This window comes from Hydrogenophaga sp. (assembly GCF_035481345.1).
In the GTDB taxonomy this organism is placed as follows: Bacteria; Pseudomonadota; Gammaproteobacteria; order Burkholderiales; family Burkholderiaceae_C; genus Hydrogenophaga.
The window spans coordinates 45,695-70,442 of sequence record NZ_DATIGV010000083.1; the positions used below are offsets into that span (position 1 = coordinate 45,695).

22 protein-coding genes and 1 tRNA gene are annotated in these 24,748 nt (G+C 72.1%); 16 read left to right on the forward strand and 7 right to left on the reverse strand.

Annotated features, from left to right (window positions below; translation table 11 throughout):
- Positions 1-43 precede the first annotated feature (43 nt).
- Genes VLG41_RS08695 through VLG41_RS08725 form a run of 7 tightly spaced genes read left to right on the forward strand, consistent with a single transcriptional unit; the run spans position 44 to position 5,703 of the window.
- On the forward strand, positions 44-640 hold the full coding sequence (locus VLG41_RS08695; RefSeq protein ID WP_325348995.1) for a YqgE/AlgH family protein: 597 nt from the start codon (positions 44-46) through the stop codon (positions 638-640).
- Positions 624-1,043 carry a Holliday junction resolvase RuvX gene (gene ruvX / locus VLG41_RS08700; protein WP_325348996.1) on the forward strand — a complete coding sequence of 140 codons (420 nt, stop codon included), beginning with the start codon at positions 624-626 and terminating at the stop codon, positions 1,041-1,043. Before VLG41_RS08695 ends, ruvX begins: the two co-directional genes overlap by 17 nt.
- Positions 1,040-1,543: a bifunctional pyr operon transcriptional regulator/uracil phosphoribosyltransferase PyrR gene (pyrR, locus tag VLG41_RS08705; protein WP_325348997.1), complete on the forward strand. Its 504-nt coding sequence runs from the start codon at positions 1,040-1,042 to the stop codon at positions 1,541-1,543. Before ruvX ends, pyrR begins: the two co-directional genes overlap by 4 nt.
- Positions 1,540-2,502, forward strand: a complete 963-nt coding sequence (locus VLG41_RS08710; RefSeq protein WP_325348998.1) for an aspartate carbamoyltransferase catalytic subunit — start codon at positions 1,540-1,542, stop codon at positions 2,500-2,502. Before pyrR ends, VLG41_RS08710 begins: the two co-directional genes overlap by 4 nt.
- Positions 2,499-3,620: a histidinol-phosphate transaminase gene (gene hisC, locus VLG41_RS08715; RefSeq protein WP_325348999.1), complete on the forward strand. Its 1,122-nt coding sequence runs from the start codon at positions 2,499-2,501 to the stop codon at positions 3,618-3,620. The genes VLG41_RS08710 and hisC overlap by 4 nt, the downstream gene beginning before the upstream one ends.
- Complete coding sequence (locus VLG41_RS08720; RefSeq protein WP_325349000.1) at positions 3,617-4,936, forward strand: dihydroorotase; 1,320 nt, start codon at positions 3,617-3,619, stop codon at positions 4,934-4,936. The genes hisC and VLG41_RS08720 overlap by 4 nt, the downstream gene beginning before the upstream one ends.
- Positions 4,933-5,703, forward strand: a complete 771-nt coding sequence (locus VLG41_RS08725; RefSeq protein ID WP_325349001.1) for a lysophospholipid acyltransferase family protein — start codon at positions 4,933-4,935, stop codon at positions 5,701-5,703. Before VLG41_RS08720 ends, VLG41_RS08725 begins: the two co-directional genes overlap by 4 nt.
- A gap of 17 nt (positions 5,704-5,720) precedes the next feature.
- Here the strand turns inward: VLG41_RS08725 and VLG41_RS08730 are convergent, their stop codons facing one another.
- Positions 5,721-6,917: a helix-turn-helix domain-containing protein gene (locus VLG41_RS08730; protein WP_325349002.1), complete on the reverse strand. Its 1,197-nt coding sequence runs from the start codon at positions 6,915-6,917 to the stop codon at positions 5,721-5,723.
- Positions 6,918-7,160: 243 nt separating this feature from the next.
- On the opposite strand from VLG41_RS08730, the gene VLG41_RS08735 reads away from it, so the two are divergent.
- A complete protein-coding gene (locus tag VLG41_RS08735; protein ID WP_325349003.1) occupies positions 7,161-9,311 on the forward strand; it encodes a PQQ-dependent dehydrogenase, methanol/ethanol family in 2,151 nt (716 codons plus the stop codon).
- Between the two features lie 109 nt (positions 9,312-9,420).
- On the opposite strand, the gene VLG41_RS08740 is transcribed toward VLG41_RS08735, so the two are convergent.
- Positions 9,421-10,068, reverse strand: a complete 648-nt coding sequence (locus VLG41_RS08740) for a glutathione S-transferase (protein WP_325349004.1) — start codon at positions 10,066-10,068, stop codon at positions 9,421-9,423.
- Positions 10,069-10,177: 109 nt separating this feature from the next.
- Here VLG41_RS08740 and VLG41_RS08745 point away from each other — a divergent pair, with 109 nt between their 5' ends.
- The 3 genes from VLG41_RS08745 (at position 10,178) to VLG41_RS08755 (ending at position 12,362) form a co-directional block, all read left to right on the forward strand.
- Positions 10,178-10,564, forward strand: a complete 387-nt coding sequence (locus VLG41_RS08745; RefSeq protein WP_325349005.1) for a DUF2946 domain-containing protein — start codon at positions 10,178-10,180, stop codon at positions 10,562-10,564.
- 70 nt (positions 10,565-10,634) lie between these two features.
- Entirely contained in the window at positions 10,635-11,114 is a 480-nt protein-coding gene (locus VLG41_RS08750) for a copper chaperone PCu(A)C (RefSeq protein ID WP_325349006.1), read from the forward strand.
- Positions 11,115-11,135: 21 nt separating this feature from the next.
- Positions 11,136-12,362, forward strand: coding sequence for a PepSY domain-containing protein (locus VLG41_RS08755; RefSeq protein ID WP_325349007.1), 1,227 nt, complete (start codon positions 11,136-11,138; stop codon positions 12,360-12,362).
- A gap of 93 nt (positions 12,363-12,455) precedes the next feature.
- On the opposite strand, the gene VLG41_RS08760 is transcribed toward VLG41_RS08755, so the two are convergent.
- Positions 12,456-13,568, reverse strand: a complete 1,113-nt coding sequence (locus VLG41_RS08760; protein WP_325349008.1) for an ABC transporter ATP-binding protein — start codon at positions 13,566-13,568, stop codon at positions 12,456-12,458.
- 86 nt (positions 13,569-13,654) lie between these two features.
- Here VLG41_RS08760 and VLG41_RS08765 point away from each other — a divergent pair, with 86 nt between their 5' ends.
- The 5 genes from VLG41_RS08765 to VLG41_RS08785 all read left to right on the forward strand — a co-directional run bounded on the left by VLG41_RS08765 (position 13,655) and on the right by VLG41_RS08785 (position 17,918).
- Entirely contained in the window at positions 13,655-15,262 is a 1,608-nt protein-coding gene (locus tag VLG41_RS08765; protein WP_325349009.1) for an iron ABC transporter permease, read from the forward strand.
- Positions 15,263-15,377: 115 nt separating this feature from the next.
- Entirely contained in the window at positions 15,378-15,635 is a 258-nt protein-coding gene (locus VLG41_RS08770; RefSeq protein ID WP_325349010.1) for a type II toxin-antitoxin system prevent-host-death family antitoxin, read from the forward strand.
- A gap of 9 nt (positions 15,636-15,644) precedes the next feature.
- Complete coding sequence (locus VLG41_RS08775; protein WP_325349011.1) at positions 15,645-16,064, forward strand: type II toxin-antitoxin system VapC family toxin; 420 nt, start codon at positions 15,645-15,647, stop codon at positions 16,062-16,064.
- Between the two features lie 102 nt (positions 16,065-16,166).
- Complete coding sequence (locus VLG41_RS08780) at positions 16,167-16,628, forward strand: twin-arginine translocation signal domain-containing protein (RefSeq protein ID WP_414652472.1); 462 nt, start codon at positions 16,167-16,169, stop codon at positions 16,626-16,628.
- Positions 16,629-16,664: 36 nt separating this feature from the next.
- A complete protein-coding gene (locus VLG41_RS08785; RefSeq protein ID WP_325349012.1) occupies positions 16,665-17,918 on the forward strand; it encodes a nucleoside recognition domain-containing protein in 1,254 nt (417 codons plus the stop codon).
- A 30-nt stretch (positions 17,919-17,948) separates the two neighbouring features.
- On the opposite strand, the gene VLG41_RS08790 is transcribed toward VLG41_RS08785, so the two are convergent.
- The 4 genes from VLG41_RS08790 to VLG41_RS08805 form a co-directional block, all read right to left on the reverse strand.
- A complete protein-coding gene (locus tag VLG41_RS08790; RefSeq protein WP_325349013.1) occupies positions 17,949-18,377 on the reverse strand; it encodes a VOC family protein in 429 nt (142 codons plus the stop codon).
- A gap of 152 nt (positions 18,378-18,529) precedes the next feature.
- Positions 18,530-18,604: transfer RNA gene (locus tag VLG41_RS08795), tRNA-Arg, on the reverse strand.
- Between the two features lie 55 nt (positions 18,605-18,659).
- Positions 18,660-22,730 (reverse strand): translocation/assembly module TamB domain-containing protein, encoded by a 4,071-nt coding sequence (locus tag VLG41_RS08800; protein WP_325349014.1) that lies wholly within the window; start codon positions 22,728-22,730, stop codon positions 18,660-18,662.
- Positions 22,731-22,797: 67 nt separating this feature from the next.
- Positions 22,798-24,741 (reverse strand): autotransporter assembly complex protein TamA, encoded by a 1,944-nt coding sequence (locus VLG41_RS08805; protein WP_325349015.1) that lies wholly within the window; start codon positions 24,739-24,741, stop codon positions 22,798-22,800.
- Positions 24,742-24,748: the final 7 nt, after the last annotated feature.

Genomic DNA, 24,748 nt, shown 5'->3' on the forward strand with positions numbered 1-24,748 from the left:
CGGCGAACCCGGGTCGGCGGGGGGCGGGACATAGAATCCGCGCATGGCCGCCGATTTTGCTCCGACCAACCTGACCCATCATTTCCTGATCGCGATGCCAGGGTTGACCGACGAGTTGTTCGGCCGCAGCGTGGTGTTCATGTGCGAACACAGCGAGCGCGGCGCCCTCGGTCTGGTCATCAACAAGCCCAGCGACATCCTGCTGCCCAAGCTGTTCGAGAAGGTCGAGCTGCCTCTGTCGCGCGAAGACCTGCTGGAGCTGCCCGTGTTCCAGGGCGGCCCGGTGCAGACGGAGCGCGGCTTCGTGCTGCACGAGGCCGTCAACCCCGAGCAGGACGGCGAGTCGGTGTACGCCTCCACGCTCTCCATTCCGGGTGGCTTGGAGATGACCACCTCGAAGGACGTGCTGGAGGCCATGGCGGCCGGCGCTGGCCCGCGCCGCGTGTTCGTCTCGCTGGGCTACGCCTCCTGGGGCCAGGGCCAGCTCGAATCCGAGATCGCCGAGAACGCCTGGCTCACGGTGCCGGCCGACATCGAAATCATTTTCGACGCCCCGGTGGCCGAGCGCTACGACCGCGCCATGGCCCTGCTGGGCCTGCAGCAACCCTGGATGCTCTCGCCCGATGCCGGCCATGCCTGAGACGCCCGAGGCCGCCGCCACGCTGCAGACCTTCCTGGCCTTCGACGTGGGCCAGCGCCGCACCGGTGTGGCCACCGGCAACCGGCTCACCCGAAGCGCCACGCCGCAGCCCACCATCGTCGCCACCGGCGACGCGCGCCTGGAACGCGCGGCCGAGCGCATCCGCGAATGGGCGCCCGACGCTCTGGTGGTGGGCGTGCCTTTTCACCCCGACGGCGCCGAACACGCCAACACGGCCATGGCGCGCAAGTTCGCGCGCCGCCTGCACGGCCGCCACGGCCTGCCCGTGTTCGAGGTGGACGAGCGCTACAGCACCACCGAGGCGCACGCGCACGGCGCCAAAGACGCCGACGCCGCGTCCGCCTGCATCATCCTGGAACAGTTCCTGAGGAGCCTGCCTTGACCCCCCCCGATGCCGAAGCGCTCTACGCGCAACTGCGCACGCGCGTGCAGGCCCTGCTCGACGCCGAGCCCGCTACCCGGCTCGTGGGCATCGCCACCGGCGGCGCCTGGATCGCCGAGCGCCTGCACGCCGACTTGAAACAAGCCGGCGCCTGCGGCGTGGTGTCCTCCGTCATGCACCGCGACGACTTCGCGCGCCGCGGCCTGGCCAGCAGCGTGCAAACGCAACTCCCCTTCGACGTGAACGGCGCGGACGTGCTGCTGATCGACGACGTGCTCTACACCGGCCGCACGCTGCGCGCCGTGCTCAACGAACTCTTCGACCACGGCCGCCCGCAGCGCGTGCGCCTGGCCGTGCTGGTCGATCGCGGCGGGCGCGAGCTGCCGATCGAGCCGCAGCTGTGCGTGGCGACAGTCGACGTGCCCGCCGGCCAATCGCTCGAACTCGCGCGGGACGACAGCGGCCGCCTGCGCTTCGTGCTGGAGGCCATCGCCCCATGACCCCTGCCCGCAACCCCCAGCTCAACAAGAACGGCGAGCTCATCCACCTGCTCTCCACCGAGGGCCTGTCGCGCGACATCCTCACGCACATCCTTGACACGGCCGCCAGCTTCACCAGTGTGAGCAACCGCGAGGTGAAGAAGGTGCCGCTGCTGCGCGGCAAGAGCGTCTTCAACCTGTTCTTCGAGAACAGCACGCGCACGCGCACCACCTTCGAGATCGCGGCCACGCGCCTCAGCGCCGACGTCATCAACCTCGACATCGCGCGCAGCTCCACCGCCAAGGGCGAGTCGCTGCTCGACACCATCGCCAACCTCAGCGCCATGGCGGCCGACATCTTCGTCGTGCGCCACAGCGAGTCGGGCGCGCCCTACCTGATCGCGCAGCACGTGGCGCCCCACGTGCACGTGGTCAACGCGGGCGACGGGCGCCACGCGCACCCCACGCAGGGCCTGCTCGACATGTACACGATCCGCCACTACAAGCAGGACTTCACCCAGCTGTCCGTGGCCATCGTGGGTGACGTGCTGCACTCGCGCGTGGCGCGCTCCGACATCCACGCGCTCACCACCCTGGGTTGCCCCGACGTGCGCGTGGTCGGCCCGCGCACCCTGGTGCCCAGCGATCTGTCGCAGATGGGCGTGCGCGTGTGCCACACGCTGGAAGAGGGCATCAAGGGCTGCGACGTGGTCATCACCCTGCGCCTGCAGAACGAGCGCATGAGCGGCGCGCTGCTGCCCTCCAGCCAGGAATACTTCAAGAGCTTCGGCCTCACGCCCGAGCGGCTGAAGTGGGCCAAACCCGACGCCATCGTCATGCACCCGGGCCCCATCAACCGCGGCGTGGAGATCGACTCCGCCGTGGTCGACGGCCCGCAGAGCGTGATCCTGCCGCAGGTCACCTTCGGCATCGCGGTGCGCATGGCGGTCATGGGCATCGTGGCGGGCAACGAAGCGTGAGCAGCGCCACCGCACCCGACGCCGCCACGCGCTTCTGGAGCCCGGCCCTGCGCGGCCTGAGCGCCTACACGCCCGGCGAGCAACCGCAGGGCGCGGGCTGGGTCAAGCTCAACACCAACGAGTGCCCCTACCCACCCTCGCCCCTGGCCTTGCAACGCATGGCCGAGGCGGTGGACGAGCGGCTGCGCCTCTACCCCGACCCGACGGCCCTGGCCTTGCGCCAGACCATCGCCGCGCAACACGGGCTGCGGCCCGACCAGGTCTTCGTGGGCAACGGCTCCGACGAGGTGCTGGCCCACGCCTTCATGGGCTTGCTGCGCCATGGCCAGCCCGTGCTGGTGCCCGACATCAGCTACTCCTTCTACCCGGTCTACTGCGCGCTCTACGGCGTGCCGTGCCAGCCGGTGCCGCTGGACGAGCACTTCCGCGTGCGGGTGGCCGACTACCTGCAGCCCAACAGCGGCATCGTGCTGCCCAACCCCAACGCCCCCACCGGCATCGCGCTGCCGCTCGGCGACATCCGCTGGCTGCTGGAGCGCAACACCGGCTCCGTGCTGGTGGTGGACGAGGCCTACGTCGATTTCGGTGCCGAGAGCGCCGCCTCGCTGGTCGATGAATTCCCGCACCTGCTGGTGGTGCAGACCCTGTCCAAGTCGCGCGGGCTGGCCGGCCTGCGCGTGGGCTTCGCGCTCGGCCACGCCGACCTGATCCAGGCGCTGACCACCGTCAAGGACAGCTTCAACTCCTACCCGCTGGACCGCGTCGCGCTGGCGGGCGCGCAGGCCGCACTGGAGGACGAAGCGCACACCGCCTCGCTCACCCGGCGCATCATCGACAGCCGCGAGTGGCTGGCGCGCGAGCTCGGCCAACTGGGCTTCGACTGCCTTCCGTCCCACGCCAACTTCCTGCTGGTGCGGCACCCGCGGCACAGCGCGCCCCAGTTGCAGCAAGACCTGCGCGACCGCAAGATCCTGGTGCGCCACTTCAGGCAGCCGCGCATCGCGGAATACCTGCGCATCACCGTCGGCTCGCAGCCCGAGTGCGAGGCCTTGGTGGCGGCGCTGCGCGAACTGATCGACCCCGTCCGCCACCGCGACCCCAAGGTGACACCCGCATGAAGATCCTCATCCAGAACGGCCGCGTGATCGACCCGGCCAGCGGCCGCGACGAGATGGCCGACGTCGCCATCGCGGCGGGCCGCATCATCGCCATCGGCCAGGTCGCCGCCGACTTCCACCCCACGCGCACGCTCGACGCCACCGGCTGCATCGTCGCGCCCGGCCTGGTGGACCTGTCCGTGCGCCTGAAGGAGCCCGGCCAGGAACACGCCGGCATGCTCGAGAGCGAAACCGCCGCGGCCGTGGCCGGTGGCGTCACCTCGCTGGTGTGCCCGCCCGACACCGAACCGGTGCTCGACGAGCCGGGCCTGGTGGACATGCTCAAGTTCCGTGCCGAGAAGCTGCACCGCTCGCGTGTGTTCCCGCTCGGCGCGCTCACCCGCGGCCTGGGTGGCGAGGTGCTGACCGAGATGGCCGAGCTCACCGAGGCCGGCTGCGTGGGCTTCGGCCAGGCAGAGGTCACGATCCAGAACACCCAGGTGCTGCTGCGCGCCCTGCAGTACGCGGCCACCTTCGGCTACACCGTGTGGCTGCGCCCGCAGGACCTGTGGCTGGGCAAGGGCGTGGCCGCCAGCGGCCCGCTGGCCACGCGCCTGGGCCTGTCCGGCGTGCCCGCGGCGGCCGAGACCATTGCCCTGCACACCCTGTTCGAACTCATGCGCGGCATCAAGGGCGGCGCACGCGTGCACCTGTGCCGCCTCAGCAGCGCGGCCGGCGTGGCCCTGGTGCGCGCGGCCAAGGCCGAAGGCCTGCCCGTCACCTGCGACGTGAGCGTGCACAACCTGCACCTGACCGACGTCGACATCGGCTTCTACGACAGCCGCTTCCGCCTGCAGCCGCCGCTGCGCCAGCAGCGCGACCGCGACGCCCTGCGCGCCGGCCTGGCCGACGGCACCATCGACGCGCTCGTCTCAGACCACAACCCCGTGGACAGCGACGCCAAGACCCTGCCGTTCGCCGAGGCCGAGCCCGGTGCCACGGCGGTGGAGCTGCTGCTGGGCCTGGCCTGCACCTGGGCGCAGCAGGAAGGCCTGGGCCTCATGCAGGCCCTGTCCGTGCTCACGCACGGGCCGCAGCAGGTGCTGGGCGCCAGCCTGGGCACGCTGCAGGCCAGCGTGGGCCAACTCGCCGTGGGCGGCGCGGCCGACGTGCTGGTTTTCCACCCCGACGCGCCCTGGAGCGTGGCGCCGTCCGCGCTGCGCAGCCAGGGGCGTCACACGCCGTTCGAGGGCCACGAGATGCCGGTGTCGGTGCGCGCCACGCTGGTGGCCGGGCAGATCGCGCACACGGCCGAGGGCGTGGCGGCGCTGGCGTGAACCCGCGCGCCGCCCCGGTTCGAGGGGGTCATCTGCGCGCGGCGTGGCGCGCCCTGCGCGCCGTGTGGCACGTGCTGCGCGGGCTGTGGATCATCCGCACCGAGTTCGGCCGCCTCACGCACGCGCAAAGCCAGCTCATCGTGCGCGAGTGGTCGCGCCGCCTGCTGGCCATCATGGGCATCGCGCTCGACGTGCAGGGCCAGGCGCCCGCGCACGGCCCCGTGCTGGTGGTGGCCAATCACCTCTCCTGGCTCGACATCGTCGTGATGAACGCCGCGCACCCGAGCCGCTTCGTCTCCAAGGCCGACGCGCAGCACTGGCCGCTGCTGGGCTCGCTCATCACCGGCGCGGGCACGCTCTACATCGAGCGCGAGAACCGGCGCGACGCGCTGCGCGTGGTGCACCGCATGGCCGAGCGCCTGCGCGCGGGCGAAATCGTCTCGGTGTTCCCGGAGGGCACCACCGGCGATGGCACGCAACTGCTGCCCTTCCATGCCAACCTGCTGCAGGCCGCCATCTCCGCCAGCGCGCCGGTGCAGCCAGTGGCCCTGCGCTACCTCGACAGCGACAGCGGCCAGCCGCACCCCGGCCCGGTCTTCGTGGGCGACGACACGCTGGTGGCCTCCGTGTGGCGCACGCTGCGCGCCAACACCGTGCGTGCAGTGGTGCGCTACGGCACCCCGCAGCGCGCGGGCGACCGCGACCGCCGCGCCTGGGCCGAGGCCTTGCGCGCCGAGGTGCAGGCCGAGCTCGACGCGGCCCGGTAAGCGCGAATACCGGCGAGTCAGTGCGCGTCGGCCGAGGCCGGCGCCGCCTCGGGCGTGGCCCGCAGCCGCCGGTACAGCAGCCCGCGCGACACCCCCAACTGCCGCGCGGCGCGCGCGATGTTGCCGCCGCAGGCCGCCAGCGTTTCCGAGATCACGCGGTCGCGGTGGTCGTCCAGGGTGGAGGAGGGCGCCGCGTCGGCACTGGGCGCGAGCGGTGCCGCGTCGCCCGCCTGGGCCGATGGCGCGCCCGTGGCCACCGCGCGGTTGAAGTCCACGCCGTCGGCGCTGCCGATGTGCGCGCGCACCCAGACCGTGAGCCCGTTGGGCAGGCGCAGCGCGCGCGGCTCGCGCGCCCGGTGCAGGGCCAGCAACTCATCGAAGGCCAGGCCAAAGACCTCGTCCACCGGCGGGTGCGTCAGCGCCTGGGTGCCGGTCAGGCGCTGCGCCACCGGGTTGAGCCAGGCGAGCTGGCCGTTCACGTCCACGCCGGCCAGGCCTTCCAGCGGCGTGCCCAGCACGCGCGGGCTGGCCTGGAACTGCAGCACCAGGTGCGCGGGCGATTGCAGGCGCAGCAAGCGGTTTTCGATGGTGCTGGCGTAGAGCGCCACCAGCCCTGCCGCGTCGAAGCCGAAGGGCGAGCCTTCGATGGACAGGTCCAGCACGCCGGCCAGGCGGCCGTGCACGTCGCGGATCGGCGCGGCCGCGCAGTGCAGGGTCTGCAGCATCTCGTGGAAGTGCTCCGCGCCGTGCACCGTGCAGGCACTGGCCACGCGCGCCACGATGCCGGGGGCGGTGGTGCCGATCTCGCCCTCGGCCAGGTTCACGCCCACGCGGCTGCCCGCGTCCAGCAGCGGCTGGGGTGCCGTGCCCAGCGGTGCGCTGGCGTGGATCACCACGCCCTGGCCGTCGGTGAGCAGCACGCGGCAGCTGGTGCCTACCAATGCCGCGGCCAGTTGCTGCAATTCCTCATTGCCGGCCATGAGCAACTGCTGGTTGCGCATCAGGCAGGCGTGCATGCGGCTGCGCGTGACGGGGTCGAAGCTCACGACCTGGCGCGTGTCGCGCCGCGTGGCGGTGCAGCGCATCCACGACTGGATGACGGCTTCGTTCACCAGGCCCGTGGGGCGCTCGCCTTCCTCGAAAAAGCGCTGGCGCGCCAGCGCCGTGCGCTGCTCGGCGGTCTGGAAGAACAGGGGGCGTGCGGGTTCGGCCATGGGCAAGCTCCGGGTGGGGCGAGGCAGTATCGACCGCGTGCGCAGACGCCGCGCTGCGGGAAATCCCTGCGCCACGGGCCACTCTGTTCCACCGTGGAACAAAACACTTGAGGGAAATCCCGGGGGTGCCGGGCGATGGCCGGCTGGGGAACATGAATGCCATGGCATCCGTGTTCCGGGGGGATGCGCGAGCGCAACCGACGACCCCACACGCCGGCCCGGAACGGCACAACAGGAGACAACATGAACACCCATTCGCTCGCCGCGCGTGCCGCCCCCGTGGCGTTCGGCTTGTCGCTCGGCCTGGCGCTGCTGCTGGCCGCCGCGCCGGTCGCGCTGGCCCAGCAGGCGCCGCCGGTCAAGGGATCGGCCGCGCACATCGGTGCGGTCACGAAGAAGGTCGATGGCGCCTTCGTGCGCAGCAACGCGCGCGCCACGCCCGACTGGCCCAGCCACGGCCTGGACTACGCCGAGACGCGCCACTCCAAGCTCGACCAGGTGAACGCCGGCAACGTGAAGGACCTGGGGCTGGTCTGGTCGTACAACCTGGAGTCCACGCGCGGCGTGGAAGCCACGCCGCTGGTGGTGGACGGGATCATGTACGTCACCGCCTCCTGGAGCATCGTGCACGCCATCGACGTGCGCACCGGCAAGCGCATCTGGACGTACGACCCGCAGGTGCCGCGCGAGGGCGGCTTCAAGGGCTGCTGCGACGTGGTCAACCGCGGCGTGGCCCTGCACGAAGGCCAGGTGTTCGTGGCGTCCTACGACGGGCGCCTGATCGCGCTGGACGCGGCCACCGGACAGAAGCGCTGGGAGAAGGACACCATCATCGACCGCAAGTTCAGCTACACCATCACCGGCGCGCCGCGCGTGGTCAAGGGCAAGGTCATCATCGGCAACGGTGGCGCCGAGTACGGCGTGCGCGGCTACGTGACCGCCTACGACGCCAAGACCGGCGAGCAGAAGTGGCGCTGGTTCACCGTGCCCGGCGACCCGTCCAAACCCTTCGAGGACGAGTCCATGGCCAAGGCGGCCAAGACCTGGGACCCGGCCGGCAAGTGGTGGGAGGCCGGTGGCGGCGGCACCGCGTGGGACGCCATGGCCTTCGACCCCGACCTGAACCTGCTCTACATCGGCACCGGCAACGGCTCGCCCTGGGCGCACAAGAAGCGCAGCCCGGCCGGCGGCGACAACCTGTACCTCGCGTCCATCGTCGCGCTCAACCCCGACACCGGCAAGTACGTGTGGCACTACCAGGAAACGCCCGGCGACAACTGGGACTACACCTCCACGCAGCCCATGATCCTGGCCGACCTGACGCTGGACGGCAAGAAGCGCAAGGTGGTGATGCACGCGCCCAAGAACGGCTTCTTCTTCATCATCGACCGCACCAACGGCAAGTTCATCTCGGCGAAGAACTTCGTCGACGTGAACTGGGCCAAGGGCTACGACAAGAACGGCCGTCCGATCGAGACCGACATCGCGCGCGTGGCCGATCGCCCGCGCGAGATCATCCCCAGCGCCTACGGCGCGCGCAACTGGCACTCCATGTCCTTCAACCCCAAGACCGGCCTGGTCTACATGCCGGTGCAGGGCGTGCCCATCTCGCTGGTGGACAACAAGGACTGGAAGTTCAACGCCGTGCGTCCCGGTGAGCCACACAGTGGCATGGGCTGGAACATGGCCATGTTCGCCAACGTGGAGCCACCCACCAGCAAACCCTTCGGCCGCCTGGTGGCCTGGGACCCGGTGAAGCAGGCGCCGCGCTGGACGGTGGAGCACGTCTCGCCCTGGAACGGCGGCACGCTCACCACCGCGGGCAACCTGGTGTTCCAGGGCACGGCCGACGGCCGCTTCGTGGCCTACAACGCCAGCAGCGGCGAGAAGCTGTGGGAGACGCCCACGGGCACCGGCGTGGTCGCTGCGCCCATGACCTACCTCGTCGACGGCAAGCAGTACGTGTCCATCGCGGTGGGCTGGGGCGGGGTCTACGGCATCGCGGCGCGCGCCACCGAGCGCCAGGGCCCGGGCACGGTCTACACCTTCGCCGTGGGCGGCAAGGCGCCCGCGCCGGAGTTCGTCGCCTACCGCCTGGGTCAGCTCATCGAGGGCGTGAAGTACGACCCGGCCCACGTGCCCGAAGGCACCGCGCTGTACGTGAGCAACTGCGTCTTCTGCCACGGCGTGCCGGGCGTGGACCGGGGCGGCAACATCCCCAACCTGGGCTACATGGATTCGAGCTTCATCGCGAACCTGGACAAGTTCGTCTTCAAGGGCCCGGCCATGGCGCGCGGCATGCCCGACTTCACGGGCAAGCTCAGCGCGGACGACGTGCAGAAGATCAAGGCCTTCATCCAGGGGACGGCGGACGCCATCCGACCGAAGAAGTAAGCACCCCCCGCCGCGCTTCGCGCGACCCCCCTCAAGGGGGGCGGCACCTGAGGCCCGGCAAAGCCGGTTCCTCGGTGCCACTGGGTTCGGGGTGGGCGCTCGGGGGCGGTCAGGCTGCCTTGGCGCGGCTCAGCATGAGTTCCGTATTCGTCTTGCGGTCCGCGTTGAGCTTTTGCACCGTGGGGCGTTCGCCCAGGCGCTTGAGGTAGTCGCGCACGGGCAGCTCGGCCAGGAAGTCGCGGCCGTAGATGATCTTGGTGGCGCTGCTCACCAGGGGCAGGTGCACCGCGCCCGCGCAGTCGGCCAGGGTGAATTCATCCCCCGCCAGGAAGGGCGAGAAGGTGGTGAGCTTCGCGAAGCCCGCGATGTTCTTCTCGAGCTGCGGCGCGATCTTCTCCTTCGCGCTGTCGCTGACCTTGCCGCCGAAGAAGGCCTCGGGGTAGAGGTTGCGCGCCACCAGCTCCAGGTGCAGCTCGAGGTAACGCACCAGCTCGCGGACCTTGGCGGCGGCGAAGGCGTCGGACGGCAGCAGGGGCGGGTGCGGGTAGGCGTCTTCCAGGTATTCCAGGATCACCGTCGATTCCGACAGCGCGCCCTGGTCCGTCTTGAGGTAAGGCACCTTGCCCAGGGGGCTGCAGGACTTGTCGGTCTCGCCGATCCAGGCGAGCTCTTCTTCAAAAGCAATGCCTTTTTCGAGAAGGGCGAGCCGCACCTTGTTGTAGTAGTTGCTGGCCGCGAAGCCGCAGAGCTTGAGCATGGGACTGTCTCCGGTGGTCGTTCGAAACGGGTGATCGTGGCGCCGGTGCCCGGCCCGCGCAAGGCCTCAGGCGTCACCGGCGAGACCCCCACCCGTAAAATCCCGCCCCATGTTCCTGCACCGCTGGCTGCGCCGTGGCACCGCGTGGATCGCCCTTCTGGCGGTCTGCTTCGGTGCGTTCGCGCCCGCGCTGTCGCAGGCCGCGCTGCAGGCCCACGGGCCCGGCGCGGGCCACTGGGTGCAGGTCTGCAGCGCCAGCGGCATCACCTGGGTGCGCGCCGATGCCGGCGACAGCGCCGATGGGCACGCGAGCGACACGGCCATGACCTGCCCCTGGGGCGTCATCGCCGGCGGGGCGGCCGGCCAGCCGCCAGCCCATGCGCTGGCCTTGCCCGACGCGGGCCCGCAGCCGCTGCCGCTGGCCCGGGCCCAGCGCGGCTGGGAGGCCCCTGCCACGGCCCACGCCCCCGCACGCGCGCCGCCCCGGGGCATCTGAATCACCGCGCTTCACGGCGTCGGCCCCCCGGCCGCTGCCGCGTTTTCCCCTTTGCAGATTCGGATTCCCCATGAAACACCTGTTCATCGCCGCCACCTTCGCCACCGCCGCCACCGCCTGGGCCCAAAGCCCGGTGCAGGTGCAGGACGCCTGGGCGCGCGCCACCGTCGGCGCGCAATCGGCCACCGGCGCCTTCATGAAGCTCACCGCGCCGCAGGCCACGCGCCTGGTCGAGGTGCGCTCGCCCGCCGCCGGCATCGTCGAGGTGCACGAAATGAAGCTCGACGGCGATGTGATGCGCATGCGCGCCGTTGACGCATTGCCGCTGGCCGCGGGCCAGACCGTGGAGCTCAAGCCCGGGGGCCTGCATGTGATGCTGATGGACCTGAAGGCGCCCGTGAAGGCCGGCGAGGCCGTGCCGCTCACGCTGGTGTTCGAAGGCGCGGACGGCCAGCGCCGGACGCAGGATGTGAAGGCCACGGCCCGCGCGCTGTCGGCCGCGCCGGCGCCGGCGGCCGGCGGCCACGGCGGCGGCCACGGCAAGCACTGATCCGCGCCCGCGAGGTTTCCCATGCCCTCTCTGCCCGACGCCCCGGGCGTGGGCGCGCCTGCGCGCGCCCGCGTCGACCTGCGCGCCATCGCCTGGCGCTGGCACGCCATCGCCGGTCTGCTGGTGATGCCCTTTCTGCTCACGCTCGCCCTCACCGGCGCGGTGATGGTCTTCTACACCGGCTTCCAGACGCGCCTGGGAGTCGATCCCCGCGTGGCGCCGCTGCCCATGGCTCAGCCAGTGAGCGCGCAGGCGCTGGCCGCGCTGGCCGATGTGCCCGACGGCAAGCTGCGCACCTACGTCGCACCGCGCGCGCCCGATCGCGCCGCGTGGTTCGTCATCGAGCGCGACGGCCAGACGCTCGCCGCCGCGGTCGATCCCTATCGCGGCACCGTGCTGCACTGGGTGGACAAGGAGAACACGCCCTTCGCCTGGGCCCAGCGCATCCACGGCACCCTGCTCATCGGCGATCTGGGCGATCGCCTCATCGAGATCGCCGCCTGGGCCACACTGGTGATGCTGCTCACCGGCCTGGTGTTGTGGTGGCCGCGCGGCGGCCTGGGTTGGCGCTCGCGCCTGTGGCCCGGCGCGCGCCGGCGCGGCCTGGCCTGGTGGCGCGCGCTGCACGGCAGCCTGGGCCTGTGCACGGGGGCGGTGCTGGTGGTGTTCCTGCTCAGCGGCCTCACCTGGACCGGGGTCACGGGTGGGAAGTGGTTGCAGGCCTGGGGCAGCTTCCCCGCCGGGACGTGGGACGCCGTGCCGCTGTCCAGCGAGCCCCACGCGGCGCTCAACACCGCCGGCCTGCAGGAGGTGCCCTGGGGCCTGGCGCAGACGCCGCTGCCGGCCTCGGGCTCGTCTCAAGGCGCCGATGGCCTGGCCACCGGCACGCCGGTGGACCTCGACAGCGTCGCCGCCTTTGCGAAGCGCATCGGCTTCCATGGCCAGCACCAGATCGCGCCGCCGCGCGACGAACGCGGCGTGTACACGGTCTCGGCCAACACCATGAGCGGCGACCTCGGCCAGCCCACGGGCGACCGCACCGTGCACGTGGACCGCTACAGCGGGCGCGTGCTGGCCGACATCGGTTTCGCCGACTACGGCGCCATGGCCAAGACGATGGCCGTCGGCATCGCCTTGCACCAGGGCGACATGGGCGTGTGGAACGCGCTGCTCAACCTCGCGGCCTGCGTGGCGGTGGTGCTGCTGTGCCTGGCCGGTGTGGTGATGTGGTGGCTGCGGAGGACGTGAATCGCCCCCGCCGCGCGGCGCGCGACCCCCTCAAGGGGGCGGTGCCTGCGGCCCGGCCAAGCCGGTTGCGCGGCACCTCCGGGTTGCGTCACGTCATGCGCCGCGTTGGGCCACGCCCGGCGCGGGCGGCGAGGAGGCCGAGCCGTTGCGCTCGAAGGTGACCACGTGGTCCACCTCGGCGCGGATGCCGATCCACTCGCCCACCGCGTGGTTGTGGTGCGAGGGCACGTGCGTCATCAGCGTCTCGCCGCTGGCCAGGCGCAGGGTGTAGAGGAACTCCGAACCCCGGAAGGCCTTGCGCACGATCTGCGCCTTCACCGGCGCGGCGTCGTCGTGCACGATGTCGTCGGCGCGCAGCAGCACGTCGCACAGCCCGGCCTCGTAGGCGCTGGGCAGCGGGCACTCCTCCACGTCCTGCAGCGGGCCCAGCGGCGTCTGCACGGCCACCTGGCCGCCGTTGTGCAGGATCTGCGCGGGCGCGAACACACCGTGGCCGATGAACTCGGCCACGAAGCGCGTGGCCGGGCGGTGGTACAGCGCATAGGCCTCGTCCCACTGGTGCAGCCGGCCCTCGTGCATCACGCCGATGCGGTCACCGATGGCGAAGGCCTCCAACTGGTCGTGCGTGACGAACAGCGCCGTGGCGTTGGCCGCCTTCAGGATGCCGCGCACCTCGTGCGCGAGCCGCTCGCGCAGGTCCACGTCGAGGTTGGAGAAGGGCTCGTCCAACAGCAGCAGGCGCGGGTTGGGCGCCAGCGCGCGCGCCAGCGCCACGCGCTGCTGCTGGCCACCCGAGAGTTCGTGCGGGTGGCGCGCGCGCAGGTGCTCCAGTCCCACCAGGCGCAGCACCTCACCCACGCGCGCCTCGCGCTGCGCGCGCGGCAAGGCGTGGATGCCGAAGGCCACGTTGGCGGCCACGTCCAGGTGGGGGAAGAGGGCGTAGTCCTGGAACACCATGCCGATGCGCCGCCGCTCCGGCGGCAGGTGCAGGCCCGGGCTGCTCACCGTCTCGCCGCCGAGCACGATCTCGCCGCCCTGCGCCCGCTCCAGGCCGGCCACCGCGCGCAGCAGCGTGGTCTTGCCGCAGCCCGAGGGGCCGATCAGCACGCCGATCTCGCCCGCCGCGAGCCCGAAGCTCACGCCATCGACGGCCGGGTGGGGCGCGCCGGCGTAGCGCACCTGGAGTTGCGAGACCTGCAGGAACATGCGGACCATTGTAGATATCTACAATTCTCATTTGCGTTGATGCGGTTGAAGGCCTGAGCCACCGCGCCCATAACAAAACCCGAACCATGCCGCGCTGGCCCGCTCAGGTGCTCTTGTTGTCGCTGGCCGCCGTGCTGGTGCTGCCGGTGTTCGCGCTCGCCGCGTCCTGGTTCGGCTTCGACGCCGCCGCGCAGGACGTGCTGCTGCAGATGGCGCAGACCGTGCTGCCCGACTACACGCTCACCTCCCTGGTGCTGTGCGCGAGCGTGGCGATTGGTGTGGCGCTGGTGGGCGTGCTCACCGCCAGCGCGGTCACGCTGTTCGACTTCCCCGGTCGCCGCGCCTTCGAATGGGCGCTGCTGCTGCCGCTGGCCATGCCGGCCTACGTGGTGGCCTACGCCTACACCGACTTCCTGCAGTTCAGCGGCCCGCTGCAGAACGGCTTGCGCGCGAGCTTCGGCCTGAGCGGGCGCCTGCTGCCCGAGGTGCGCAGCACCGGTGGCGCCGTCTGGGTGTTCACCTTCACGCTGTATCCCTACGTCTACCTGCTGGCGCGCACCGCGCTGGCCGAGCGCGCCGCGCAATTGATGGAGGCCGCGCGCCTGCTGGGTGCGCCGCTGGCCCGGCGCATCCGCACCGTGGCGCTGCCGCTGGCGCGCCCGGCGGTGGCGGCCGGCGTGGCGCTCGCCTTGATGGAAACCCTGGCCGATTTCGGCGTCGCCAGCTACTTCGGCATCCAGACCTTTACCGCCGGCGTCTACAAGGCCTGGCTGGTGATGGACAACCGCCTGGCCGCCGCGCAACTGGCCACGCTGCTGTTGTTGACCGTGGCCGCGCTGCTGTGGGTGGAGCAGCGCGCGCAGCGGCGCATGCGCTTTGCCACGCTGCGCGGCCAGCGCGCCGGCAGCGCCGAGGCGCAGCCCGTGCGGCTGCACGGCGCCCGCGCCGCGCTGGCGGTGCTGGCCTGCGCGCTGCCGGTGCTGTTTGGCTTCGTGCTGCCGGTGCTGTTCATGCTGCACCCGCTGATCGGCGGCTGGGACGTGCTGCCCTGGGGCCAGTTCCAGCAGTGGGCGCTCAACAGCGTGCGGCTGGCGGGCCTGTCGGCGGTGCTGGCGGTGCTGATCGCTCTGGCCCTGGGCTTCGCGGTGCGCGCGCGGCCAACGGGGCTCACGCGCGGCGTCTCGCAACTCGTGAGCCTGGGCTATGCCATCCCGGGCGCGGTCATCGTGGTGGGCCTGCTGCTGCCGGTGGGCTGGGTGCAGGAACGCTGGCCCGACGCTGGCGTGGGCTACTGGGTCACGGCCACGGCGCTGGGCATCGTATGGGCCTACTTGGTGCGCTTCTCGGCGGTGGCGCTGCAGTCGGTGCAGGCGGGTTACGCGCGCATCCCGGGCAGCCTGGACGACTCCGCCCGCATGCTCGGCACCACCGGCTCGGCGCTGGCCGCGCGCGTGCACTGGCCGCTGCTCAAACGCGCCACCGCGGCGGCGGCGCTGCTGGTGTTCGTGGACGTGATGAAGGAACTGCCCGCCACCCTGGTGCTGCGGCCCTTCAACAGCGACACCCTGGCCGTGGTCACCTACAACCTGGCGCGCGACGAGCGCCTGGGCGAGGCCGCGCTGCCCGCGCTGGCCCTGGTGCTGGTGGGGCTGGTCCCGGTGGTCCTGCTGAGCCGCACGCTGCGGCAGAAATAGCGGGCAAGCAAGACCCGCCATAGCGCAGGCGCCAGCGGTCGTTGGCCCACTTTGGCGTTGTCTTGTCGTAACATGCAGTCATTTCCGCGGCCGCCTGACATCGAAAGGAACGCCCGTGTCCATCCACACCGTACCCAGCCGGGACTTCGCGCGCGACGTGGGTCATGCGAAGCGCCTAGCCGCTGAAGGCCCTGTATTCATCACGGACCGGGGCCGTCCGGCGTTCGCGCTGCTGACGATCGAGGACTACTACGCCCTGACCCACACCCAACCGCAAAGCCTGTTGCAGGCCATGGACGCGATTCCCTGCGGCGATATCGCTTTCGAGCCACCCAGGATCGACGGTGATTTCAAGCCCGCCGAGTTGGACTGAAGGGGCGGCATGTACCTCCTCGACACCAACGTCATTTCTGAATTGCGAAGTGGCAAGGCCCAGCAATCGCAGACCGTGCGGGCTTGGGCCGCCGGGCAGGCGATCAATGAGCTCTATCTGTCGGCCATCACCGTGCTGGAACTGGAGATCGGTGTCCAGTTGATGCAACGGCGCGATGCCGTGCAAGGCGCCATCCTGCGTGCCTGGAGCGAGCAGGTCCTGCTCCAGTTCGAGGGGCGCGTGCTGGGCTTCACGGCGCACACGGCGAAGTGGTGCGCACCCCTGCATGTGCCAGACAAGAAGTCGTTTCGGGATTCAATGATCGCTGCCACCGCACTCGAGCATCGCTTTGCGGTGGTCACCCGCAACGTCAACGACTTCCAGGTGGCCGGCTTGAAGGTCGTCAACCCTTGGGCACCTGAGGCGTGAGGATGCTGTTGCCGCTGGTCCGGGCGCGGCGGCGCTGACACGCTGCGTAAGTTCTTGTTGCGGCCCTTGTGTGGGCGCACGGGCGCTGCTTCAATCCCGCGCATGGATCGCACACCCCCTCACCCCCTGAGCGACCGGCGCCAGCTGCTGACCCTGTGCGCCGCCACCGGCGCCGCCGCGCTCATGGCCGGCTGCTCCTTCCCCTCGCTGCCCATGCCGGGCCGCCAGGCCCCTGCGGCCGACCCGGCCTACCGCCGCGCGGCGGCCAGCCACCTCTACCGCCGCTACCCCGAGCGCATCTACCCGGGCCGCCTGCCGGCCATGCTCTACGCCATCGGCGTGTTGGAGGTGGTGGTCGAGGGCAGCGGGCGCGTGGGCTCGTTCAAGTGGCTGCGCGCGCCCAGCCACGCACCCGAGGTGGTGACGCAGATCGAGCGCCTGGTGCGCGACGCGGCGCCGTTTCCGTCGCCGGGCAGCCGCACCAGCTACGTCGACACCTGGCTGTGGGACCGCAGCGGGCGGTTTCAGCTCGACACGCTGACCGAGGGGCAACTTCAGGTGTAGCCGGGCCGCTCGCCGCAGGCCCTACCATCGCCCCCCATGGCGATGAACTGGGCCTGGATCGGTCTCTTCACGGTGGCCTTCGCCACCGCCCTGGTGCGCTGGGCCCTGGGCGAGGACGGCATCCTGCCCGCCTTGCTCAGCGCACTGTTCGACGGCGCGCGTTCCGGCTTCGAGATCTCGCTCGGCCTGGCCGGGGTGATGGCGCTGTGGCTGGGCCTCATGCGTGTGGGCGAGCGCGCCGGGATGATCGAGCTGTTGGCGCGCCTGGCGGGCCCGCTGCTGCGCCGCCTATTCCCCGAGGTGCCGCAGGGCCACCCCGCCCAGGGCGCCATGACCATGAACATCTCGGCCAACCTGCTGGGCCTGGACAACGCCGCCACGCCGCTGGGCCTGAAGGCCATGCGCGAGCTGCAGTCGCTCAACACCGAGCCCGCCGGCACCGCCAGCCACGCACAGATCATGTTCGTGGTGCTCAACACGGCGGGGCTCACGCTGATTCCCACCTCGGTCATCGCCATCCGCCAGAGCGTGGCGCTCAAGCAGGGCCTGGGCGCGGACTTCAACGCCGCCGACATCTTCCTGCCCACGCTGCTGGTCACCTTCATCGCGCTGCTGGCCGGCGTGCTGGCCGTGGCCGTGTGCCAGCGCCTGCCGCTGTGGCGTGCGCGCCTCCTGCTGCCGGTGCTGGCCGTGGGCGGGCTGCTGGCCGCCGCCGTGACGGCGCTGGCCCGCCTGCCAGCCGATCAGGCCGCGCGTTTCGCCGGCACCACGGGCGCGGCGGTGATATTGGGCGTGGTGATGCTGTTCGTGGTCGCGGGCGCGGTGCGCCGCGTGAACGTGTACGACGCCTTCATCGAAGGCGCGAAGGACGGCTTCGGCGTCGCGATCCAGATCGTGCCCTACCTGATCGCCATCCTCGTCGCCATCGGCCTGTTCCGCGCCGCGGGTTGCATGGACTTCCTGCTCGCGGGCATCGGCGCGCTGGTGTCGGCGCTGGGTTTCAACACCGATTTCCTGCCCGCGCTGCCCGTGGGCCTGATGAAGATCTTCTCGGGCGCGGGCGCGCGCGGGCTGATGATCGATGTGATGCAGGCGCACGGCGTGGACTCCTTCGCCGGGCGCCTGGCGGCCATCGTTCAGGGCTCCACCGAGACCACCTTCTACGTGCTCGCGGTGTACTTCGGCAGCATCGGCGTGCAGCGCACGCGCTATGCGCTGGTGTGCGCGCTGTTCGCCGACGTGGTAGGGCTGATTGCCGCCATCGGCATCGGCTACGCGATGCTGCGCTGATCCGCCCGGGGGCGGACCGGCGGCGGATCGTCAGCCTTTGGGCATTTCTTTGGGCCCGCCGTTGATGCCCCAGGGCGTGCCGAAGCGGTCGGTGACCATGCCGAAGGTCTTGGCCCAGAAGGTTTCTTCCAGTGGCATGGTGACGTTGCCGCCTTCGCTGAGCGCCTTGAACACGCGCTCAGCTTCGGCGGTGGTGTCGAAGGTGATGGCCATCATCGCGCCTTCGATGCCCTTGAACGCCATGCCGGGCGGCGTGTCGCCGGCCATGAGGGTGAAGCCCGGGTGCACCAGGTAGGCGTGCATGACCAGCTTTTCACCGCCGGGCGGGCAGGGCATCTGGTCCTTCAGGTCGCCATAGGTCAACAGCGCTTCGAGCTTCGCGCCGAACAGCTTGGCGTAGAAGCTCATGGCTTCGGCGCAGTTGCCGTTGTAGGACAGGTAGGGGCTGAGCGAGGTCATGCGGGGTCTCCATTGAAGGGATGAAGGTGAAGGCCGGCGCGATGGCGCTGGCTGGCTTCATGCCCACGACGGATGGACCCGGCGCGTTTCGACACCGGCGCGGGGCCGGGCGACGAACGGCGCAAAGGGGGAGGGCGGGGCGGAAAGAGGGGTGGCGCCCCCGGCAGGAATCGAACCTGCATCTAGCGCTTAGGAGGCGCTCGTTCTATCCATTGAACTACGGCGGCGCGGGGAGCGGCGATTGTATCGGCGGGGCTTCGTGCGCCCCGTCGGGCGCACGGCCTAGTCGTAGCGCAGCGTGAAGATCAGGTCGATCGCGTTTTCGCTGCCCGCGCGTGCGCGCACCGTCACGTGGCGCGAGACGTCATAGAACATGGACACGGTGCTCAGCGTGCCCGCCAGGCTGCGCTCGTAGCTCAGGTACAGGTTGTCGGCGATCTGCTTGCCCAGCATGACGGCGGCCGAGCTCTCGGTGCCGTCGCCGGTGCTGCTGGAGCTGGTGCCGGTGAAGCTGAGCGTGTCCAGGCCCAGGGCCTGGGCCAGGCCGCCGTCGAGCGGGCCGCCGTCGCTGCCGGCGAGCAGGGCCAGCGCGGCCTGTTGCAGCACGGCGGCCTCGGCGCCGGCACCGCTGGCCGGGCGGCCCAGCACCAGCCAGGCGAGCTTCTCGCTGTCGGGCATCTCGGGATCGGAGAACAGGCGCACGCGCGGCGCCTGTGCGGTGCCGGTGATCTGCACGCCCACGCGCTGGGTGGTGTTGGGGCGCACGGCGTCGATCTCCAGGGCGGGGTTGTCGTAGGCGCCGTTGAAGCGCAGCACGCCGGTCTCGATGGCGAGTTGCTGGCCGTAGGCGCGGTAGGTGCCGCGCACGGTGCGCACCTCGCCGACGATGCGCGGTGCCGGGTCGGGCGGGTTGGTGCGGATCTCCAGTTGGCCTTGCAGCCGGGTCTGCAGGCCCTGGCCGCGCAGTTCGAAGGCAGGACCCAGGTCGACGGTGATGCGCACGTCGGGGATGACGGGCACGCCGCCGCGCCGGTCGATGGGGTATTCGGTGCCGCGCACCACCACGTCGTTGCTGAGGCTGGGCGCGGCCTCGTCGGGCAGCACGATGAGGGCTTCGTCGGCGCGCAAGTTGCCGCGCAGTTGCAGGGCCGCGCCTTCCAGGCGCGCGCGCACCTGGCCGCTGACGGTGACGCGCCGGTCGGGGCGCGAGGAGGCGCGCAGCTTGTCGGCGCTGACCTCGAGTTCGATCAGGGGTTCGCGCACGGTGGCGCCGTCGCGCTGCACGCGGCGCCACTCGGCGCTGCCGGTGGCCTGCAGCACGCCGCCGCGCTCGGCGCCGCCACGGCCCTCCAGCCGGAAGCGCTCAATGACGATGCGTTCGCCCGCGAGCGTGGCGCGCAGTTCGCCGCCGCGAAAGACGATGCCGTCGACGAGGGAGCGCAGGGCCAGGTCCTTGGCTTCCAGCAGGCCGGTGAGCTGGGGTGCGGCGCGCGTGCCGGCCACGCCCACCTCGGCGGTCAAGGCGCCGCGCACGCGCCAGCCGGGGGGCGCCAGCACGCTCCACACGCCCACCTCGGGCAGGCTGGCGCGCACGCGGCCTGACAGCGGCGCGTTCTCGGGCCAGTGCCAGGCACCGTGCGTCGCATCCGGCGGGCTCAGCTCGCTGGCGAGGTCGGCGCTGGCCGTGCCGAAGCGCTCGCTGTCCCAGCGCAGGCGCGCGGCGACGCGCCGGCCTTCGGTGCTCAGCTCCAGTTCGGCGGTCTTCACGCCGGCCTGTACGCGGTGGGCGCTGGCGCGTGGGTCGTCGAAGGCGCCGAGGGTCTGCACGGCCAGGTCGCCGCCGCGCCGCTGCAACTGCGCGCTCAGGCGCGGCGGCTCGCTGGCCTGCGCGGGCAGGCTCAGGTCCCAGCGGCCATCGAAGACCAGATCGCCGCCCAGTCCCGCTTGCGCCAGTGCGCCGGTGGGCCGGGTCTCGCTGATGGTGAGCGCGTCGGCCCAGGCCAGGGGCAGGCCGTCGATGCGCCCGCGCGTCTGCAAGGCGCCGCCGCGCCAGATGAGTTGCTCCCAACTGATATTCACCGGCGCGAGCGCCGCACCACCAGCGCGGCGCGGCTGCACCTGCAGGCTGGCGCCGTCCAGTTCGGCGTCGACGGCGTCGCCGCGCGGCTGCCAGCGCGCGCGCAGGGGCGATGCGCTGCTCAGCGCCCAGGACACGGCGGCGCCGTTGTCGCCGGGGGCCGTGGTGCCATCGCCATCGCCATCGGTTTTGCCCGTGGGCGTGGCCGACAGGCTGAGCCGGCCCAGGGCCATTTGGCCGCGCCGCGCGTCCAGGGGCAGGCCGATGAAGCCGAGCTCGCCGGCGGTGTCCAGGTCGGCGCGCCAGCCCGAGGATTCGACGCGCGTGCGCAGCGCCACGGCCAGGGCCTCGGGCGGGCCCTGCACGCTCAGGAGCGTGCCGCCCAGGTCCAGCCGCAGGGGCGATTCGCCCGCGCGCTCCAGTTGCAGGCGCTCGGTGCTGAGCGCCAAGTCCAGGCGCGGCGCGGCGGCGCGCGCGTGCGGACCGGGGAAGCCGAAGGCGCCCAGGCCGCCTTGCCAGCGCAGGCGGGCCTGGGCCTGGCCCTCGGCCTGCCAGTCGGCCAGCGGCGCCAGGGCGGGCTTCACGTACGCACCCAGCACCGGCGCGTCGGCCAGTGCGCGCAGCCAGGCCAGCAGCCGCGCACCGTCGGCCAGGGCCAGGTCGAGGTCGCCCTGGCCCTGCGCCTGCGCGAGCAGGCCGCTCCATCGCGCGCGCGCGCCGGGTAGCGCGACGCTGGCCTCGCCTTCGATCTGCGGGCGCGCGGTGTCGATGCGGCCTTGGGCGTCCACCAGGCCGTCGAGCGCGTCGATGTGGGCCTTGCGCACGGTGAGCTGGCCGTGGCCGGGCGTGTCGCCTGGCTGCCAGCGGCCCTGCAGCAGCACCTCGCGCAGGCGCCAAGCCTCGGCCGCACTGCGCCGGGGCTGGCGGCCCGCGGGGGCCACGCGGGCGTCGATGTCGATGGCCGGGCGGGCGGCGTTGGGGTCCACGGCGCGGGCGTCCACGCGGGCGTCGAGTGCGGCCGGCGCCAGCGCGCTCCAGGCCAGCGCGGGGTTCAGGCCGCTGGCGCGCAGGCTGCCTTGCCAGTCGCCCAGGGCCGAGGCGGCGCCCTCGGCGGGCGGATCGCGCCGGCCCTGGGCCTGCACGCGGCCACCGGCCAGCGCAGCCTCCAGGCGCTCCAGCGTCCAGCGCGCGCCGCTTTGCAGCACCTCGGCCTCGATGGACTCGAGCGGCAGGCGGCGCTTGTCCGCCGGCCCGGGGGATTCGTTGGCCAGCGCCAGGCGCGCGCGCCAGTCGGCGCCGTCGGGCCGGGCCTGGGCGGTGCCGGTGAGCGCGGTGGTGGGCGCCTGCGGCCACAGCAGCGCCAGGTTCAGGCGGAACAGGCGCAGGTCGGCCTCGGCCAGGGGTTGCGGCGCCCAGGGCCGCAGGCGCGCGGTGCCGGCCAGGGTGGGCGTGGCCTCGGCGCGGCCCACGGGTTCGATCTGGGCGACCAGGTCGAGCTTGGCGTCGGCCCCGGCCAACTGGCCTTGCGCGGTGGCGCGCGCGCGCAGGTTCAGGCGGCCGCCTTCGGGGACTTCGGCGCTGAGTTCGCCCTGGGCCTGCAGGCGCAGCGGCATGGGCGCCTGCGCGCCCAGGGTGGCCTGTGCGGTGTAGCGGCCTTCGGCCCATTGCAAGGAGCGCAGCAGCAGGGTGTGCGCGTGCTCCGTGCCCAGGCCGGGCTCCGCACGGCCGTAGCGGTAGCGCGCCTGCAGGCCGCGCAGCGCCATGGGTTCCCGACCCGGCAGCAGCAACTCGTCCACCGAGACCGTGGCCTCGATGTCCACCGGCAGCACCAGCGACTGCAGCGGCTCGCCGGGGGAGGTGGGGGTGGGCGCTCGCTGGTCGACGATGCGCAGGCGGTCGACATGCAGCTCGCTCACCAGCAGGTCGCCGCGCAGCAGGCCGAGCCAGAACAAGCCGCCCAGGCGCAGGCGAACGCCCTCGGCCTGCACGGCCAGGCCGCTCTGGTCCCAGGCGAGGGTGCGAAGCTGGCCGCCGCCGATCAGGCTGCCCTCGACGCCATCGGCGCTGATCGTGCCGGCTTCGGGGGCGTTCTCCGCCTGCCAGGCCAGGCCCCAGCGCAGCGCCTGCGCCAGCGAGCCCTCGCTGCTGGCCCAGGCGCCCAGCAGCAGGGCCCCGGCGAGCCCGGCGCCAGCGATCGAGCCGAACAGCCACATCAGGGCGCGACCGGCGCCGCCGGCCATCCCGCGCCAGCGCGGCGCGGCGGCGGGCGGTGCCACGGGCGCCATCGGAGACGCGGCGGGGGCTGCGGGCGCGTGGGGCGGTGTCGGTTCGACCATCGCCGCCTCAGAACACGAAGCCCACGCTCAGGTGCAGGCGCAGCTTGCGCACCTCCAGGCCATAGGCCAGGTCCACCTGCAGCGGCCCCACCGGGCTGTTGTAGCGCAGGCCAGTGCCCACGCCCCATTGGAAATCGAGGTCCTGCACGCGGTTGGCCACCGCGCCGCCATCGACGAAGAGCACGTGCTCGAAGGGCGAGCGCGACACACCGTCGCCCCACACCGGGCGCTGCCACTCCAGGCTGACCACGGCCTTGTAGCGGCCGGCGAGCACGCTGCCGTCGGGCTGCACCACGCCGATGTCGCGCAGGCCGTAGCCGCGCACGGAGGTGTCGCCGCCGGCGTAGAAGAGCTGGGTGTCGGGCACGGGCGTGGTGTCTTCGGCGACGACGGCGCCGCCTTCGAGCCGCAGCGCCAGGCGGCCCAGGCGCGTGGGCGGGCGGGCGGTGGGGCGCTCACCCGGCACGGTGGAGGGCAGCTCGGCCTCGCGGTCGAGCGGGAAGTAGCCCAGCCAGCGCGCCTGCGTGCGGCCGAAGGGCTTGCGCGTGATGCCCAGCGTGGTGCCCAGGCCGAGCTCCACCGCCAGGGCGTGGCCGCGGTTGGGCGAGACCGGGTCGTCGAAGCGCTCGCGCGTCCAGGCGTAGTTGGCCGTGAGGGAGGATTCGATGCGGCCCCGCACGCCGCTCAGGCGCTCGCTGTCGGTGAGGGTGCGCGCGCGGTCGTATTGCAGGTAGATGCTGCGGTCGTATTCCACGCCCTCCTGCGCCTGGCCGAAGCGCGCGCGCTGGCTGGTGGTCTCCACCTGGTTGTTCTCCAGGCGCGCCATCTGCAGCAGCGAGATCCAGCGCCAGCCGTCGTTGTTGAGCGGCGAGGACCAGTCGGTGCTGGCCAGGCTGTCCTGGCGTTCGAAGCGCAGGGTGGACAGGGCGCGCCAGCCAATGCCCGGCAGCCGGTTGTGGATGTGCTCCAGCGACAGGCGCGCGCCGTTGTCGGTGCTGGCGCCGATGCCCAGCACGAGCTTCTGGCGCAGCGCTTCGCGCAGTTGCACCTTCACCGGCAGCGGCTCGCCGCCCGCGCCGGGCTCGACGTAGACGAAGGCGGCGTCGTAGTAGCCGCTGTCGAGCAGGCGCTGCTGGGCCTGCTGCAGCTTGGACAAGTCGTAGTCGCTGCCCGGCGTGAGGCCGGTGAGGCGCACGATGCGCGCACTCGTCTCTGCGTCGTAGCGCTGCGCGCCGTCGACCTCGATGCCTCCGAAGCGCCGGTGCGCGCCGGAGTCCAGTTCCACGTAGAGCCGCGCGCTGGACGTCGCGCCGTCCACGTCGGCCAGGCTGCCGCTGATGCGCCCGCCGGGGTAGCGTTGGGCGGTGAGGCGGCGCAGCGCAGCGGTCTTGGTGCGGTCCCATTGGTCCTGCGTGAAGCGCTGGCCGGCGAGCAGCGCGGCCTCGCGCTGGATCTCCTCGCGCTGCGCCTGGGCGTCCGCGCTGCTGGCGATGTCGCCGAGGAAACTGACCTGAACGCTCTGCACGGTGGTGGGCGGGCCGGGGTCCACCCGCACGGGAATGCGGCCCAGCGGCACGGGCCCTTCGCCGGCAGCGGCCACGGCCTCGGGCGTGGGGGGCAGGGTCTCGCCGATCTCGATGCGCGGCGAGAAGTAGCCGCGCGTGGCGGTGAGCTCGCGCGCGTTGGCGGGCAGCTCGCTCAGCAGGCGCTCGAGTTCGGCCGCGTCCAGGCTGCGCTGCTCACGAAAGCGCTGGATGTCCAGGTGCCGCAGCAGGAAGGCGTGCAACTCCTCGGGCGCGTCGAGCGCGATCTCGAAGCGCGGCGTGACGGGCGGGCGTGCAGCCCGCGCGGCGCGGCGGGCCGCAGCGTCGGGGGCGCGGGCGTCGTCCTCGTCCGCGCTGTCGGGCACCGGCGCGGGGGTGCCATCCACCTGCGCCCAGGCGGGCGCCATGCCACAG